Source organism: Nostoc sp. UIC 10607 (genome assembly GCF_047228265.1).
Classification (GTDB): domain Bacteria; phylum Cyanobacteriota; class Cyanobacteriia; order Cyanobacteriales; family Nostocaceae; genus Nostoc; species Nostoc foliaceum_A.
The window spans coordinates 140,601-157,579 of sequence record NZ_JBIQNW010000004.1; the positions used below are offsets into that span (position 1 = coordinate 140,601).

The following is a 16,979-nucleotide window of genomic DNA, read 5'->3' on the forward strand; positions in this document are numbered from 1 at the left end:
AATAAGCTTTTAACTTGTAATCATTTTGGGACATACCCAGTAGGCAAGATCCTAACATCCACTGTCTGATACGGAGAAGCAACGACACATGAAGACAACAAACCATCACTTAGCGCCCAAAAAGATTGAAAAAGAGGCAAGGGAGCAGGGAGCAGGGAGCAAGGGGGATGGGGCCATTTCCTCAAGCGAAGTGCCCCTCTTCGGAAGGGGTTTACGCCATAGGTTGTCCATGCTCTCATATGGGTTAGCAGTGGTGTTATTGGGGAGCTGCTCTCTTTTACCTGCTAAGACCTTTGAGACTCGGCAAAACGAGACTCAAACCCAAACGACAACAGAACCTAATCCGGTAATTGTTCCCCCGCCGATTTTTTCTTCGTCTGGAGATCCTAATTTTGTGGTGAAGGTAGTGCAACAGGTGGGGCCTGCGGTAGTTCGCATTGATTCTTCCCGAACAATCACTTCTCGCATACCCAACGAATTTAATGATCCATCATTTCGGCGGTTTTTTGGAGGTGCAGTACCACAGCCTAGAGAACGAGTAGAGCGGGGTAGTGGCTCTGGATTTATCATTACTTCCTCAGGCCAAATTTTGACCAATTCTCATGTGGTAGATGGTGCTGATAGAGTGACTGTCACACTCAAAGATGGCCGAACTTTTGACGGTAAAGTTTTGGGTGAAGATCCGGTAACTGATGTGGCTGTGATCGAAATCGATGCTAATAATCTGCCAACCCTAGCAGTGGGTAATTCCGATGCTTTGCAACCAGGAGAAGCAGTAATTGCCATTGGCAACCCTTTAGGCTTGAATAATACCGTAACATCTGGGATTATTAGTGCTACAGGTCGTTCTGGTAGCGATATCGGTGCTAGTGACAAGCGGGTTGATTACATCCAAACTGATGCTGCGATTAACCCTGGTAATTCCGGTGGCCCATTGCTAAATGTTCGTGGCCAAGTAATTGCGATGAACACAGCTATTATTCGAGGTGCTCAAGGTTTGGGATTTGCTATCCCCATTAATACTGTGCAAAGAATTTCCCAGCAATTAATTGCTACAGGCAAGGTGGATCATCCTTATTTGGGCGTTCAGATGGTGACACTAACACCAGATATCAAAGAGAGAATAAAAAGTAGAGCAGGCGATCGCTTAAATCTTACAGCAGAAAAGGGAGTTTTGCTGGTTGAGATTGTGCCGCGATCGCCTGCATCTGTGGCTGGACTACGAGTTGGTGATGTGATTAAAAGCATTAATAACCAGCCTGTTACTAAAATTGAAGAAGTACAAAGGCTAGTAGAAAAGAGCAAAATCGGTACCAATCTACCAATAGAAGTGGAACGCAATGGGCAAACTGTCCAAATAGGAGTTCAACCTGCTCCTTTGCCTGTAAGACGTGAAGGATGATGTTAGGAGGCAGGAGGCAGGAGGCTGGAGTTATAAAAAAAAATTTCCCTAATGCCCAATACTTCTCTACGAGAGGCTACGCCCTAAGCGTAGCTATGCCGCAGGCTTTACGGCAAAGCTCAGTACAAGTGCCCAATGCCCCACTAACCATTGCTTAAAGGAGTTTTATCATGACTGAGTTAGCGCCAATAATTCAATTAGGCAATCCAACATTACGCCAAAAAGCTGCTTGGGTTGAGAATATTCAAGATGAGCATATCCAAAAATTAATTAAAGACTTAATTGCCACTGTTGCCAAAGCTAACGGTGTGGGAATTGCTGCGCCTCAAGTAGCACAATCCTATCGTTTATTTATTGTGGCTTCCCGTCCTAATGCCAGGTATCCCAACGCCCCAGAAATGGAACCTACTGCCATGATTAATCCCAAAATCATTGCTCATTCAACTGAAGTTGTCAAAGATTGGGAAGGTTGTTTAAGTGTTCCAGGAATTAGGGGGTTAGTTCCTCGGTATAAAGCTATTGAAGTGGAATACACTGACTATCAAGGCAAGTTACAAAAGCAAGAATTAACCGATTTTATCGCTCGGATTTTTCAACACGAGTATGATCATCTCAACGGTATCGTATTTGTAGATCGCCTAGAAAGCACTCTTGATATGATTACTGAGCAGGAATATCAACAACGAGTCGTTAACAAATAGATGTGAGTGGAGAGTGGTGTACACCAATATTGAATCATTTTTAAGCTCATCCCACCCCTAAAAGGGGATAGGATAACACGTGCATACTGATGACGGTTGACGGTTAACAGTCATCAGTCAACAGTTAATAGTTAACAGTTAACGGCGGGGCGGCTATCCCGGACACCCCACAAAGCAAGTGGGCTTCCCGCCGCCTTAGTGAGAAGCTTACGCAAAAATCACCAAAAAGCTTAATTTATTAAATCGCCTTTTCTGCGAGAGGCTTCCGCCAAAGCGAAGCGTCTCGTAGAGAAGAGAAGAATCGTAGAGCGTGCGTAAGTCCTATTAATTTCGAATTACGAATTACGAATTACGAATTACGAATTATTTAAGCGTGTGCTTCACAAACTTGTTCGTCCCGCCACAATTGATATAGCCGCGTTGCTGGCATCGTCATATATAAAACATCACCCGCACTGAGGTTAGTTTCTAATAAATCCCAGCCGTGAAGGGTTTGGTGGTTTGTTTCTACATACAAAGGTACACAGTCAGCTGACATCGCTACATCTTTCACCCACTGGCCACAAAAGACATGTGAAGGTGTAATCACAGTTGCAAAAGCCACCCAAAGACTATCTGCTGTGATGCCATTGCCAAGAATGCGTCCCCCTAGTGCAGCGGCGGCAAAAGCTGGGGCTGCTAGTTCAGCCGGACTCAGTACGGCCTCGAAGCCAAATAGCTGTTGGGCTATGCCAGCAAAATCGGGATCGGCATAATGAACAATCACCGGAATGCTGGGTGTCAAACCTTTGGCTTTAAGAGCAATTTCCAGATTGGTAGCATCATTGCTAGTAACAGCAAGCACTGCGGCGGCACAGTCTATATTGCTGGCTTTGAGTATTGTGCGGAAGCTGGCATCTCCCTGAATAACAGGAATACCTAGTTCGCGGGCGGTATTAATATATTTGTTGTTGGAGTCGGGTTCAACTACTACAACTTCATGTCCGCTGGCGTGGAGTTGCTGGACAATTCTCACCCCAATACCACTCAATCCACAAACAATGTAGTGATATCGCTGGGGAATTCGGGCTGCATCCCAAAATTGCTTAAAGCGGCTTCCTAAGACAAAATCGGTGAGCATTGCATACCAAATACCAATTACCACTGCTCCAACCAGCATCATCACAACAGTAAATAACTTAATAGTGTTAGGAGCATTTTCTACTACTTTGTCATTACCACCGGCTCCCGTAATCATCCCTACAGAAAAATATAGAGCATCGACAGGAGATAAACTCAACTCTGCCGACATGTAGGTTAGTGTAGCAATCAGAATAACTGCCAAGAGTACAATAGCGCCCACCACTACCGATCGCCCATGTTGCTGAAACTGCTTAAGATTAGTCATAACTTTCAGCAGTTTTTTTATCAATGATCTCCGGGGAGAACGGATGCGGGGTTGGGTGCCAATAATTAAGCGATCGCCTACTTTTATCTCTTGTCCAGATATTACACCTGACACCAAATCCATCTCACCTTCTGCTGGCAAGTAATAAATTAACATCCGCGATCGGTCTTCCCACAATTCACTCAGCTTTAGACCCCTCCAGAAGTGGTTTTCATCAATGAATTCTTCGTGAATTGGCCAAGTTTGCTGAAATAATTTGATTTGTCCGATCGCTCGGTTTCCCAGTGCTGCAAAGGTGAATACGGGTGCTGCTAATCCCACAACACTCATACTCAAATGGTCTGGCAAACTTTGATCTAGGCGCTCCCCCAAATTTGTATTATAAAAACGGTTGATAATCCGAATCTGGGGATTCAGCACCCGCGCTTGCATCATAATAGACAAATTCAGAGCATCTTTAGATCCAGCGATGACTAAAGTGTGTGCCTGTTGAATTCCTGCTGCTGTTAGGGTAGAAGCTGCTTGTAAATCGCCAACAATCACATCTCCTGCTGTTTCGCCAGGGATAGATTGGTGATGAATGCCAACAACGAAGGCTCCCTGGTGTCTCAGCAAACGAAAGGTTTTATATCCGGTACGTCCTAAGCCACAAACAATAATTCGAGGTTTCATGAAACGGCAGCATCTTTTACAGGTAGGGCTGCATTTCTAGTTATTTATCAATATTGTTGCCCACTTTCCGGGAATATAACTGTAGCTGACAACACGATTGCTTTAAATAATGCGAAAAATTGATGCACCCCTTAGCCTAATCACTTACAAAAGTGTAGTGGCTTCCCGCCCTTATGTCAGATGGGCGATCGCTGACTAACTCCTTACTAACTCCTTAAATAGGAGAGTTTTTCTAGGCAGGGCTTCAACAGCTAATAAAAACAGCCAATAAAATAATATAGAAAAATATGGCAATTTTTGTAGGTTGTGATACGCTATCTGCTTGAGGAGTGTGGAGGAACCGAAAATGGCAAAGCTGCGCGTGGGGTTACTGTTTGGCGGTCGTTCGGGAGAACATGAAGTTTCGATCAAATCAGCACGGGCGATCGCTAAAGCCTTGAGTGCAGAGCAAAATGCTAGTAAGTACGAAATACTGCCTTTTTACATCCAAAAAGATGGACGCTGGCTAGCCGGAGAAGCACCCCAAAAGGTTTTAGAAACTGGCACTCCGCTACTGGAATCTGAACAATCAACTTCCCAAGGAAATCTGACATCCAACCCTCAAGCCAAAATCCTCAGCAAGTGGCAATCTCCTTCTCAAGTTGCCCAAGTGGATGTTTGGTTTCCCATTCTCCACGGCCCCAACGGTGAAGACGGAACAATCCAAGGGTTACTCACTTTGATGCAAGTTCCCTTTGTCGGTTCTGGGGTGTTAGGTTCGGCAGTGGGGATGGATAAAATCGCCATGAAAATGGCCTTTGAGCAAGCGGGACTAGCACAGGTAAAATACAAGGCGATAACTAGAGCGCAGGTTTGGTCTAATCCTTGCGTATTTCCGAAATTGTGTGATGAAATTGAGGCAGCATTAGGTTATCCCGCTTTTGTTAAGCCTGCTAATTTGGGTTCATCAGTGGGTATTGCCAAAGTGCGATCGCGCCAAGAATTAGAAGCCGCCTTAGATAATGCTGCCAGTTATGATCGAAGACTGGTTGTGGAAGCCGGTGTCGTAGCCAGGGAAGTTGAGTGTGCTGTTTTAGGAAACGATCAACCTCAAGCCTCTGTCATTGGAGAGATTACTTATGACAGCGATTTTTATGATTATGAAACTAAATATACTGAGGGTCGCGCAGATTTACTGATCCCAGCACCGCTTCCAGATGCGATCGCCCGTCAAATTCAGGACATGGCTTTACAAGCTTTTGCAGCGGTTGACGCTGCGGGGTTAGCAAGGGTAGATTTTTTCTACGTGGAAGCAACAAAAGAAGTTTTGATTAATGAAATAAATACGTTGCCAGGCTTTACTGCGACTAGTATGTATCCCCAACTCTGGGCCCATAGTGGAGTCTCCTTTCCAGAATTAGTTGATCGGTTAATTCAACTTGCTCTTGAAAGGTATTCTCCTAGCTAACGGAGAAAACAAGCGAACTGATTTTTAAATTTTTACAGTAAAAAGTCACAATAAATACAGAATTTTGGCAAAAGTTAGCCAGATTTGGTAGCCTATATTTTACAAAAAAGCTACTTAAATCTGAACTTTTGTTACGGATACCTGATGCTTAACTCCTCCAGTACAATTTATTGACTAGAGGGGTACAAATCTGAAAGTAATCATGGAAAAAAGTCAGAGTGTACAGCGCGAGCGAACCCAACTAAGAGGGGCTACTCCAGAGCTGACAAACAGGAAATCGAGATTAAAACAAAGCTCGAACGTTCTGATATATCTGGTTGCACATCATCCTTGGCTATTGTTAACTGGGTGTTTAGCCATGTTTTTAGGAGGTGGTGCCTTTGCCCTGTACAGCTTAGGTAATGCTGGACAGGTAACACAAGAAGAACCAGAAAAAATCCCAGTTATAGTTGAAGAACCAATCAATGCGCCTTCTGAGAATAGTAATCCTACACCTTTATGGATGGTGGCTGCGATCGTCCTCAGCTGTGGTAGTGGTTCCTTGCTCATTTTCCGAATGCTCAACCGGACAACCCAACCGCAAAAAGTCCAAAAACAGATTAACCGTCATCAGGCACGCTTGGCACAGAACCATTACCAAAGATTGGAGCCACGCCTTCCCAAGAACCAGCCAATCTTTGTGCCACAGCCACAACTGATGCCTATGATGCAGATGCGACCTAAAACAAAACATTTGGTGACGGTTCTGCCAGCAGAACACAAGCACCACTTGGATATGCGCACAGACTCTTTGGCAGACTTGATGGATCTTCGTAAAGATAGTTCATTGTCTGCAATTTTACGCCAGTATTAAAGTTCCTGTAAAGCAAAAACCTTTCAAAATAATATTTTTTGCGAATTAAGGCACGGTTATACCGTGCCTTTACTAGTATCTAGAGGATATATAGCTGTTCTCACTTCGGTGCAACCCCACCCCGTATTTGCTGAGGCAAACACTCCCTTCTCTTTGCTAAGGAGAAGGGTTGCGGTGAACGCGCTTAAAAAATGATCTTGCCGAAAAAAAAAGCAGCAGTCTGTCCAGTTAAACTGATAAGGTTGAAAATAGCAGATCAAGCAGTGAATAACATAGTGCGGTTAGTTTTGACAGCAATATTGCTGGTGCTAGTGACAGCTTGTGGCAGTATTGGACTGCTACCGACTAGCGAGTTAGTGCAAAAAGCGATCGCACTTGGGCTAGAGCAAACTCAACAAAAACTTAGCCAACAGTTGGATCTAGATTTTCAAGGATTTGAAATCAAGCGGCTATCAATTACCCAAGAACAACCTCTAACGATTGAAAATTTACCAGCTTTCCGCGTTCGGGGAACCTACGACTTGATTGTAAAACTACCAAAACGGCGCTTGACGCAACCAAAAAAACCTTTTGACGTTTACCTGCAAATTCAGCAAGAAGGCAAAACCTGGCGATTGCTGCTTCCAGAAAAAGGTAGTAAAGAGACTCAATCAATTTGGCGTAGCTATCTCATCGAATAACTGGAATGTGCAACTAGAAAAACCATCACAATCTATTTATGCTGATACTTTCGCTAAAAGGATAGCAAAGATACTCAACCTAATTGGCGTAGCTATTTCATCGAAAAACTGGTGTGTGCAAATAGAAAAACCATCACAATGATTCCCGTATAACTGCTGGGCTATAATCATGATCGAGGTGATAGTTTCACCGGAGACAGGGCAAAATGTATATCAACTTTTTCATCAGTTCCATTATTGGAATTGTGGTTTCGGTGCTGGTGGCTTTTGGCTTACTGCAATGGTTGCATATCCCTGCTGGTAACTTTCTTGATTGGGTGATTGGTGGTGCAAGTTTTTGGTGGCTGTTGGTAATTGTTACAGTACCGTGGAATGTGCATTTTCAAGCGAAAGAAGTCTTAGCAGAAGCAGCACAATCAACTGAGAAAGGCATTCCAGTTGATGAGAAACAAGTAAAATATGTGACAGTGTTGGCAAAGCGATCGCTATGGGTTGCCATTGCTTTACACTTATTCTCAGCCGTTGGTCTTTATACTCTTGCTGCCACTGGTATTAGTACGGTTGGATATATAAGTTCTGGTGCTGCTTTGTTATTAACAATTCTGCGTCCAGCAATTCGGGCGTATGAGTATTTATATACACGGTTAGCGATGATTCGCCAAGAATGGAAGTATCCGCGCGAAGATATTTTTGAACTGCGCGATCGCTTCTCTATATTGGAACAAAAAATCCAGTTATTGGAGGAGCAACTCAACCCAGAACAATCTTATTCATTACCCGCAACTCAACAACGCTTTGCCGAAGAGACTCGTAAAGATTTAGCCCGGATTGCGGCTAACTTAGAAGAACTACGGGCGACAAATCAAACTGAACATGAGCGTTTGGGGAGAGAGGCCAGAAATGCGATCGCGCAACTTTCTAGTGATGGACAATTTCTCGATCATGTCCGCGAAATCATTCGATTTTTTAAGACAGCTTAATTATTGCTTTCATGGTTATAGCAGTTCTCGTTTACATGAAGTAAGTTTTTCAACTTCACCTCCAACCCCTCTCCTTGGTAAGGAGAGGGGAATTTTTGCGCCAGCAAATACGGGGGTAAGGTTTCGACTGTATATGTTATAACTTTGTACGGTTAATGTTTGGTGAAGCTCACATAACTTCAGGAGTACTTACGGTGAATCAGATACAACTGACTTTAACTATTGGTTACTTATTAATGACATGCTATTTTTTAAGCAATTGGTTAATATTTTCTCTACGTCATCCTGCTTCCAGTCCAGAAGATAAATTTTTATCGGTTGTGATATTTTTGGTAACAACTATCTTCTGGCCTCTAATGATTCCAATATCTTGTTTAGAAATGGTTCAAAAAAGGCAAATAGACTTTAGTAAAATGATTCCTATTCTCTTAGCAATATTTGTATTTAGTATTTCATATTATTTAACCGAATAATTAATAATTCCTCCTCACAAATTGCATCGATATAAAGAGAAGCCGGAAGATTGACTTGTTAACTTCCGGCTTCGTTATACACAACTACCTTTACTTGTTAGGCAGTCTATTTATTGAATTTGGAATTGATTAACGGCGTCTGCTGCCAAAACCAGTTGAGCGGCGAGGTGCTGTACTACGCCCACTACCAAAACCACTACCAGAGTTGCGTCTAGGTGAAGTAGCTCTGCCAGAGGGCCGCAACGTACTACCACCAAAACCAGAACCAGAAGGACGATTATTACCTGTAGTACTACGCGGTGTATTGCGTACAGTTGAATTTCCAGGATATGACCTTCTAATTGTTCCTGTATTGCGGAACGCAGTGCGATTTCTCACGGCTGCGGGTTGCGCGTTGTACCGAGTTTGGTAGCTTTGAACTGCTTGGCCATAGCTTCCGCCATATCCACCAAAGCCAGTTAATCCTTGTCCTGATTGATAGACAGGGGGTACATAATACTGGGGTCTAAACAACATACTACCAATTGCCTGACCGGCCAAGCTACCAGCCACAGACCCAGCAAAGGGTGCCCAGAAGCTATTTTCTCGACGGACTACAACTGTCTCTTGTTGTCCTGTTTGAGGATTGGTTTTATTCTCGGTAACGTTGTGGACGTACTCAATTTTAAAGTCTTCCGTTAGATATAAAACTGGTTGTCCTTTATCTACCTTTAGATATGTCTTTTTACCCTGCTTAATTTCATCATCAGTTAACCGTGCCATTTGCAAATTTTCGGTTGCAAAGGTTGGGGGCTTATTGTTAAGTAAAAACAGGTTATACTCACCAGTTGCATCGTCGTATGTAGCTTGTTGTATTTGATACTCTCCGTCACTCAACTTTGTGTTAGTGGAGGTTTGGCTAACGTTCTTAGCCGGAGGGGTAGTTTCGTTTCCCCCACCGCAAGCAACAGTTGTCATACACAAACTCAGAGCTAAAAAAACGGCTGTAAATTTACGTACTATGGTCATGATCATTGGATTATTGTCCTATCTCTGAGCTTAACAATTTCTCGATGTGAGTAGTAAGTACGGACTACCCAACAGATTACAAAGGAATCAATTCTGGGTAATATTGCAATAGTTGATCGCTAGTGAGTTCATCGCCTAACTGTGCTGGCGAGAAATGTACTTGGATTGCCTTCAATCTATGTTTATAATGCAAATTTATCAATGCTTTCAATCCTTCCTTGAGTGCCTGAACGTTAGAAAGATCAGTTTCTAACTCTGGTACTTCTCCTTCATAAGCTACTGTAAGCATCACAATGACGTTGCGGGTTACAGGTATAGATAAAGGTTCATTCAATCCAGAGTCAGAACTGTAATCTGGTTCACTCAGATATCTTTGGGCAGAGTCAGTAAATAATTCATTCACGTAATCTCCTGCCTCGCCTTCATCAAAAAATACATCGCCTTCGTTGGCAGCAGACAACCAATATTCATCATATTGCAATAAGGTTTGGCTAATTTCTACCAATCCTTCTCCCAAAACTTCTAAGTCGCCATCGGCATCGATCGCATCCCGTCCAGCACTATTTAATACTCCCAAAATTGGTGCTACCTCACCTCCCCCTAAGTGCAGAAATAGGCGAAAGACTACATAGCGAGTTCGACCGATCATTTTATTAAAGGTATCGCGCATTCTTTCCTCCAAATTTTATTTTTTCATTAGTTATGAGTTTAATAACTAATGACTAATATAGTGAAATCCCTTGACAAATTCCATAACCATATTTAACGAAGGTAATATATCATATTTTGTTGATTCAGTGGCTATATCATCATAAATTAAAGCATTGAGTGCAGAACGATTAATAAATCTTTTCCCAAAGTTGGGATGGTCATAAATAATCAAAGTGTGGGCGCTGGAATTCGTTAAAACTATTTGGGTTGGGGATTTGCAAAAATTTAACTTTGCGGCTACTTCGATATTTTTTTTCATCTGTTTAATTGTTGTAGCCTGACTCATGGCTTGATCTAGAAGAATATTTAATTGTTTCAGCATCTGGGGCGATTTTAAATCTTGGTTTGTAACAATTTCACCGTTAATAATTTCCATCAAACTGGAAATATTCTTTTGGGTAGATGCTGCATCTAGAAAGGGAAGAATCACAATGTAAGCAGTAGGAAATAATGCTTCGTCGCTATCTACATGAAATGTGAAAACAGTTCGACGACGACTAATTTCGATGCTTGGAGGTTGTTTTAGTCCCCGGTATTCCTGAGCAATTTGGTAGTAAGCGCCAGCGATCGCAAAATTAGCTTCGTGTTCTATGGGTGCATCAACAATAATTCGGATTGTTGGCGGTGTTTCGTTAAAAAAGTCTCGTGAGTCTTCCGAATGAAACTTTTGGATAATGGAGCGATCGCCTGCGGGGCTAAGATCAACCCATTCACAAATCATGCCTTCAGTTTTTAAACCAAACCTGGAGGTGGCATAAAGCTTTGCTCCTGTTAATGTTGCTCCTGTTAAGTCAGCACCAATCCATTCCGCCCTTATTAATTTTGCCTGAGTTAAATCGGCGTGGATGAAAATTGTATTTGTTAAATTGGCATTGCTTAAATCTGCGCCAATTAAAGTAGCTCCGCTCAATTTTGCACCGCTCAAATCTGCCCACCGGAGATTTGCGCCGCTCAAATCTGCCCATCGGAGGTTCGCCCCGCTCAAATCTGCTCCGCTCAAGTTAGCATGACTGAGATTCGCTTGTCTGAGTTCGGCATCTCGTAAATTTGCGCCGCTAATGTCAGAACGACTAAGATCACTAGCATTTAAGTTAGCCATCTCTAAGTTTGCTCCTGTCAAGAAAGCGCCTCTTAAGACAGCTTCACTCAAGTTCGCGTGACGGAGATTCGCTTGGCGGAGTGTCGCCTCTCGCAAATCGGCACTGGTGAGGTCAGCCTCCGACAAGTCGGCGCGACTGAGGTCAGCGCGAATTAACTCGGCACGGATCAATGTGGCTCCTCTAAGTTGAGCGCGACCCAGATCCGCTCGAATCAAATTAGCGACGTTGAGGCTGGCGTTGTTTAGGATGGCGCTACATAGATTCGCCCCACTCAATCTTGCTACATTCAGCTTGGCATTGCTCAAGTTAGCTTCACTCAGATTCGCGCCACTTAGGTTGACTATACTCAAATTAGCATCGCTAAGATTCACGCCAGTGAGTTTGGCCCCACTCAGGTTAGCTTCCGCGAGGTCAACACCACTAAAGTTTAAGACTCCTGCTGCGTATTGTTCCAGTAATTCCTCTACAGTCATTGATGCTACCCCTTGGATGCCAACTTTAATAGTTGGTAAAGTCATAAAAAACGGAATGTCAAAATCAAAAATGAATATTGGGATTTTAGGACTGGGACTGATAGGCGGATCTTTGGGTTTTGATTTGCGATCGCAAGGACATCATATCTTAGGAGTCAGTCGCCGTGAATCCACCTGTCAAAAGGCAGTTGCTCTCGGCAGTGTTGATGAAGCATCCGTTGATCTGAGTCTATTGACAGCCGCAGAGGTTGTATTTATTTGTACACCTCTAGCGCTTATTGTGCCCCAATTTGAACAGTTGATCGCTCATTTATCTACCACTACCGTCGTAACTGATGTGGGTTCGGCGAAAGCACAGATAGTCAAGGCGATTTCTCCCCTGTGGGATAATTTTATCGGCGGTCACCCAATGGCGGGAAGGACAGACAGTGGAATAGAAGCTGCACAGCGACATTTATTTGTTGATAAGCCTTATGTACTAACACCGATAGCGACAACACCAACTAGTGCAATTACGGTTGTGGAAGAAATTGTGCGATCGCTTGGGGCTAATATCTACCATTGTCAACCTGAGCAACATGACCGCGCTGTTAGTTGGATTTCCCATTTACCTGTAATGGTCAGTTCCTCCTTGATTGCTGCTTGTTTGAGTGAAACTGACCCCGATGTGTTGGAATTAGCCCAAAAGTTAGCTAGTTCAGGTTTTCGGGATACCAGCCGTGTAGGTGGTGGAAATTCAGAATTGGGTGTGATGATGGCGCGGTATAATCGTCAAGCATTGCTGCGATCGCTGCAACAGTATCGCCAAAATCTCGATGAGTTGACTAACTTAATTGAGCAAGAAAATTGGGCAGTTTTAGAGCAAAAGTTGAAATCAACTGGTAAGGCACGACCTAATTTTGTTGATTAGTTTAAGGGTGCGTTATGTTATTGATAACGCACCCGTTTCAACATTTTGTGAGTTAATTGTTTATTGGTTGTGAATGCTTTTTGAGGTAGTTAATCAAGCCGCGTAGCTGCTTTCTTCGCAAATCAATAAATATAGCCATTTAATAATTGTAACAGCAAAATCTTTACAAAATGCTACTCGCCAGTTTTATCGTCACCAAACTGATGTACTATACAGATAAATTTACAAAAATAAACAATGATAGAACGCCCAATCAAGAAATCGGAACGTCAGTCCCAAGCAAGCACTGACAACAACTCCGAAAATACGGATTCTATAGCTCCTATTGAATCCAACCCCAAAAGCTCCAAACCGAGCCGTAATCGCTCGTCTGGCACTGGGAAAAAAGCATCCTATGGAGATGAAAACAGACAGCAGGGGAATCCTGCCCTAGCGCGTGGACCAAAACCCGTTAAACCTCCAGTAAAAGTCCAAACAGAAGAACTTGAAACCGAATCGGAAACTACCTCTGAGGAGTCTCAAGACTAACATTAATGCTGCGTGTGATGTGGGAGGCTATAAGCGTATGAAGACTGGAATCTCTGGCTTTGAAAACAGTTATCATGCCCCACATCACCATTGAGTTATTCTTATGTTTAATGCTTTTACATTAAACTTTAGGTGCATAAAATCAATCAATCTCATTAACTAGCCATTGCCACTCAGTGACTACAGTGTTGGATATGTTGAGAATTAGTTGCTGTCCACCAGAGAGTGGCACATAGAGTTTGAGTGCTTCAGTTTTTGGTAATTTCGGTAAGATATCAGTTAGGTTATATTCGCCCACATTAGAGACGGGTGTAGCTAAAGCGTATGCATCCGATGCATTCAGTAATCTTCCTGCTGCTGTCTCAATCAATAATGGTTGGTGGTGAGCAATTTCAACAATATTAGGAAAAGCAACCAAGCGCAATCGTAAGTCTTTTACTGCACTAGTGTAATTCTGTTTGAACAGCAGTACTTGCCAAGCATATCCTTTTTCATCTTTGATGGATACTTGTGAGTGGTAGCGTAAGACACCCGGAGAGTCATGGTGTTGACGTAGCAGTGCTTGTGCTGATTGCACACTCCATCCACATCCAGTTAATACTAGAAACACTACTAGGGCACAACACCAGAAATATTGTTGAAATTTTCGCTTCATGTGACACATTTTACAGCAAAATTCAGGAACAGAGCCAAAGATGCTCCGCCAAGATGCCCTATTGGTCAACTACGCCCTAGCATCTCTCCTGCTTACAGCTATACTGCCATCATTGCTGATTTTACTTGCCAGTTAAATACATTGAGTATTATTTTATCCAGCTTACTATAATGGCACTTTTGTATGTAGGCGGCGAGTTAGTGCAAATTAAATGGGGACTCCTATTAGCTTTATCTAGAATGTTTCAAGGTCTTTTATTCTTTTTTCTTTTGGCAGCAGAGATATTAATTTACAACAGAGTACGAGTGATGTAATAGGGAAGTGGGGGGATGAGGGAGTAAATAATAGGGGCTAAATTCTTCCCAATGCCTAATGACTAATATTTAAGGAGATTTAATGTGTCTAATCTTAAATTATCACAGTTATTAAAGGTAGTAGTTATTACATTGCTTGCTGGTGTAGGTAGTGGGGGTCTCAGTCTGCTTGTAGGCACAACTAAACTTGACCATCTGTTCGAAATTCAAAAGCCAAAAGCCGAGAGTGCTAAAACGAGTTTAGGTAGGGAAATGAGTGCAGATGCAGAGTCTATCACCCCAGCTAAAGACCAGATGAATGAAGTACCAAAGCCTTTTCAGGGAACAATCATTTATCAGGTGAAACTAAAAGCAAATGAGAAAGTCATCGCCTTGACCTTTGATGATGGCCCTGACCCCAAAAATACGGTACAGATTTTAGAAATTTTGAAGAAAAATAATATTAAAGCGACATTCTTTATGCTTGGGCAAATGGTAAAGTCTTTTCCCCAAGTTGCCAAGCAAGTGGCTGCTGATGGTCATGTAATTGGGAATCATACATGGCATCATTGGTATCGTCACATGGACGCAGCTACTGCGGCTAATGAAATAAATCACACAGCAGACATCATCTACAAGACTACAGGAGTGAAAACTACTTTGTTTCGTCCTCCTGGCGGCTTTTTGAATAATGGATTAGCCAACTACGCCAAAAATCAGAATTACGCTGTCATGATGTGGTCAGAAGAGTCAGGAGACGCTAAACGTCCTTCGCCTCAAGTGCCAACATTGGTCAAAAATGTGCTAAACAACGCCAAACCAGGGGCAATTGTCCTGATGCATGATGGTGGTGGCAATCGTTCTCGGACTGTCCAAGCTTTACCACAAATTATCAATGCTTTGAAGGCGCAAGGTTATAGATTTGTGACAATTATCCAACTACTGGAAATCCAAGCCCAAGAAAAAAACTTGGTAACGGCAGCATCACCTGTCGTCACAAATCATGAACATCCAAATCATCAGCTTAATCATCAGTGATATGCTACGGGCAGCTACACCTCAAATTTTGGCGACACTAGGTAAATTAGTGACTACCCTTTTGTCCTACTCATTAGGAGTTTTGAATTTGGAGTAATCAGTATCAACTGTACCTACTTGCTTGCGAAAAGAATAAATTTTTAATTTTTAATTTTTAATTGTTCATGATGCAGCCTCCATTTTTTCAACCAATTACGCAACGTCCCGGATTAAAATTGCCGAATAATGCCAGAGTTGCTGTGTGGGTGGTGATGAATGTAGAACATTTCAGTTTTGGCACACTAGGAACAGCAATTCAACCTCATTTAAATAGTTATCCAGAAATTGCTAACTATGGTTGGCGAGACTATGGTAATCGTGTTGGTATTTGGCGTTTATTTGAACTATTTGCCGAGTTAGAAATTCCGGTAACAGCCGCAGTTAACGGCGAAATTTGTACATTTTACCCCGAAATTATGGCAGCCATACATAAATATGGCTGGGAAGTAATGGCACATGGCATTAATAATTCTACTGGTCATAGTGGCATGGTTCGGGAAACAGAAATAGATCTAATTGATAGAACTCTAATTTTGCTACGTCAAGCTACTGGAAAAACACCTAAAGGCTGGTTAACTCCAGGATTTTCGATTACCGAATCAACTTTTGAATTATTGTATTCAGCCGGAATTGTTTACACCGCTGACTGGGCAAACGATGACCAACCTTATTGGTATCCATTACCCAATGGTCGTTTATTGGCTATTCCTTATACGATAGAAGCAAATGATATTAGCTTATGTTTGAGTAACCGATTTTCTGGTGTAGAATTTGCCCAAGCAATAACAGACCAATTTGACCAACTCTGGCAAGATGGAGAATCCCAAGGACGAGTAATGGCAATTGGCTTGCATCCATTTATTGTTGGTCAACCACTACGGTTAAAATATTTGAAACAATGTTTACTACATATTAAAAATAAACCTGATACTTGGCTAGCTACAGGCGAAGGTATTTACAATTGGAGAAATCAATCACAATAAAATCATTCCTCTCTCTGCATCCTCTACGGTAGCCTGCGGCAAGCCACTACGTGTCTACGTTAAAACTATGACTATTTCACAAAACCAAATTCTAAAAATCCCTGTAATCGAAGCCGACACAGAAAACATCAAACCCTATGGACATCTATTAGGCGATGAAGTCAGCAAACCTGGATTAGGAATTCCCTTTTATCAAGAAAGAGTAATAGAAGGCGAAAATATTGACTTTAGCTATCGGGGAACAGCAACCTTCAGAACAGCAAAAATTATGCCAGGATATCCACCGATAATCTGGCTAGAACGCCATATGCACATGACCCAAATGTTTATCGGTTTGGGACAATCACCATTTATTATGGTGTTAGCATCGCCTAATCACGATAATGGCGAAACCTTGCCAGACTTAAATCAAGTGAAAGCATTGCGGTTCTCCCCTGGCTACGGATTATTGCTACATATTGGCACCTGGCATGATTTTCCCATAGCTTGCGATCGCTCCGTCATCATTCTCACGGCAAATTCTGATGAAGTCGTCACTGCCTTAAATCAAATGCAGACACCAGACGAGATGAATCAAGGCGATGTTTATAAGATTTCCCTACCCAAAAGATTAGGCTATACAATTCAGCTAGATATTTAATACAAT

Annotated in this window: 16 protein-coding genes; 11 read left to right on the plus strand and 5 right to left on the minus strand. The window is 42.5% G+C overall.

The window, feature by feature from the left end; genetic code table 11:
• Positions 1-229 precede the first annotated feature (229 nt).
• Both ACEYW6_RS05420 and def read left to right on the plus strand, forming a co-directional pair.
• Positions 230-1,402: an HhoA/HhoB/HtrA family serine endopeptidase gene (locus ACEYW6_RS05420; protein WP_412979033.1), complete on the plus strand. Its 1,173-nt coding sequence runs from the start codon at positions 230-232 to the stop codon at positions 1,400-1,402.
• A gap of 170 nt (positions 1,403-1,572) precedes the next feature.
• Positions 1,573-2,103 carry a peptide deformylase gene (gene def / locus ACEYW6_RS05425; RefSeq protein WP_412978925.1) on the plus strand — a complete coding sequence of 177 codons (531 nt, stop codon included), beginning with the start codon at positions 1,573-1,575 and terminating at the stop codon, positions 2,101-2,103.
• Positions 2,104-2,470: 367 nt separating this feature from the next.
• On the opposite strand, the gene ACEYW6_RS05430 is transcribed toward def, so the two are convergent.
• Positions 2,471-4,162, minus strand: a complete 1,692-nt coding sequence (locus ACEYW6_RS05430) for an NAD-binding protein (RefSeq protein WP_412978926.1) — start codon at positions 4,160-4,162, stop codon at positions 2,471-2,473.
• A gap of 346 nt (positions 4,163-4,508) precedes the next feature.
• Between ACEYW6_RS05430 and ACEYW6_RS05435 the strand changes: the two genes are divergently transcribed.
• The 4 genes from ACEYW6_RS05435 (at position 4,509) to ACEYW6_RS05450 (ending at position 8,122) form a co-directional block, all read left to right on the plus strand.
• Positions 4,509-5,609 carry a D-alanine--D-alanine ligase family protein gene (locus ACEYW6_RS05435; protein ID WP_412978927.1) on the plus strand — a complete coding sequence of 367 codons (1,101 nt, stop codon included), beginning with the start codon at positions 4,509-4,511 and terminating at the stop codon, positions 5,607-5,609.
• A gap of 202 nt (positions 5,610-5,811) precedes the next feature.
• Positions 5,812-6,462 (plus strand): hypothetical protein, encoded by a 651-nt coding sequence (locus ACEYW6_RS05440; RefSeq protein ID WP_242059277.1) that lies wholly within the window; start codon positions 5,812-5,814, stop codon positions 6,460-6,462.
• Positions 6,463-6,734: 272 nt separating this feature from the next.
• Positions 6,735-7,142: a hypothetical protein gene (locus tag ACEYW6_RS05445; protein WP_412979034.1), complete on the plus strand. Its 408-nt coding sequence runs from the start codon at positions 6,735-6,737 to the stop codon at positions 7,140-7,142.
• 206 nt (positions 7,143-7,348) lie between these two features.
• Positions 7,349-8,122, plus strand: a complete 774-nt coding sequence (locus ACEYW6_RS05450; protein ID WP_412978928.1) for a hypothetical protein — start codon at positions 7,349-7,351, stop codon at positions 8,120-8,122.
• A gap of 602 nt (positions 8,123-8,724) precedes the next feature.
• Here the strand turns inward: ACEYW6_RS05450 and ACEYW6_RS05455 are convergent.
• The 3 genes from ACEYW6_RS05455 to ACEYW6_RS05465 form a co-directional block, all read right to left on the minus strand.
• Complete coding sequence (locus tag ACEYW6_RS05455; RefSeq protein ID WP_412978929.1) at positions 8,725-9,609, minus strand: hypothetical protein; 885 nt, start codon at positions 9,607-9,609, stop codon at positions 8,725-8,727.
• Positions 9,610-9,679: 70 nt separating this feature from the next.
• On the minus strand, positions 9,680-10,273 hold the full coding sequence (locus tag ACEYW6_RS05460; RefSeq protein WP_190901703.1) for a DUF1517 domain-containing protein: 594 nt from the start codon (positions 10,271-10,273) through the stop codon (positions 9,680-9,682).
• A 45-nt stretch (positions 10,274-10,318) separates the two neighbouring features.
• Positions 10,319-11,887, minus strand: a complete 1,569-nt coding sequence (locus ACEYW6_RS05465; protein WP_412979035.1) for a pentapeptide repeat-containing protein — start codon at positions 11,885-11,887, stop codon at positions 10,319-10,321.
• A 70-nt stretch (positions 11,888-11,957) separates the two neighbouring features.
• On the opposite strand from ACEYW6_RS05465, the gene ACEYW6_RS05470 reads away from it, so the two are divergent.
• Both ACEYW6_RS05470 and ACEYW6_RS05475 read left to right on the plus strand, forming a co-directional pair.
• Positions 11,958-12,797, plus strand: a complete 840-nt coding sequence (locus ACEYW6_RS05470; RefSeq protein ID WP_412979036.1) for a prephenate/arogenate dehydrogenase — start codon at positions 11,958-11,960, stop codon at positions 12,795-12,797.
• 237 nt (positions 12,798-13,034) lie between these two features.
• On the plus strand, positions 13,035-13,325 hold the full coding sequence (locus ACEYW6_RS05475; RefSeq protein WP_412978930.1) for a hypothetical protein: 291 nt from the start codon (positions 13,035-13,037) through the stop codon (positions 13,323-13,325).
• Positions 13,326-13,467: 142 nt separating this feature from the next.
• Here ACEYW6_RS05475 and ACEYW6_RS05480 read toward each other — a convergent pair whose 3' ends face one another.
• Positions 13,468-13,980: a DUF3122 domain-containing protein gene (locus ACEYW6_RS05480; RefSeq protein WP_242059499.1), complete on the minus strand. Its 513-nt coding sequence runs from the start codon at positions 13,978-13,980 to the stop codon at positions 13,468-13,470.
• A gap of 398 nt (positions 13,981-14,378) precedes the next feature.
• On the opposite strand from ACEYW6_RS05480, the gene ACEYW6_RS05485 reads away from it, so the two are divergent.
• The 3 genes from ACEYW6_RS05485 (at position 14,379) to ACEYW6_RS05495 (ending at position 16,973) form a co-directional block, all read left to right on the plus strand.
• Positions 14,379-15,311, plus strand: a complete 933-nt coding sequence (locus ACEYW6_RS05485) for a polysaccharide deacetylase family protein (protein ID WP_412978931.1) — start codon at positions 14,379-14,381, stop codon at positions 15,309-15,311.
• Positions 15,312-15,478: 167 nt separating this feature from the next.
• Entirely contained in the window at positions 15,479-16,333 is an 855-nt protein-coding gene (locus ACEYW6_RS05490) for a polysaccharide deacetylase family protein (protein WP_412979037.1), read from the plus strand.
• 67 nt (positions 16,334-16,400) lie between these two features.
• On the plus strand, positions 16,401-16,973 hold the full coding sequence (locus tag ACEYW6_RS05495) for an ureidoglycolate lyase (protein ID WP_190893989.1): 573 nt from the start codon (positions 16,401-16,403) through the stop codon (positions 16,971-16,973).
• Positions 16,974-16,979: the final 6 nt, after the last annotated feature.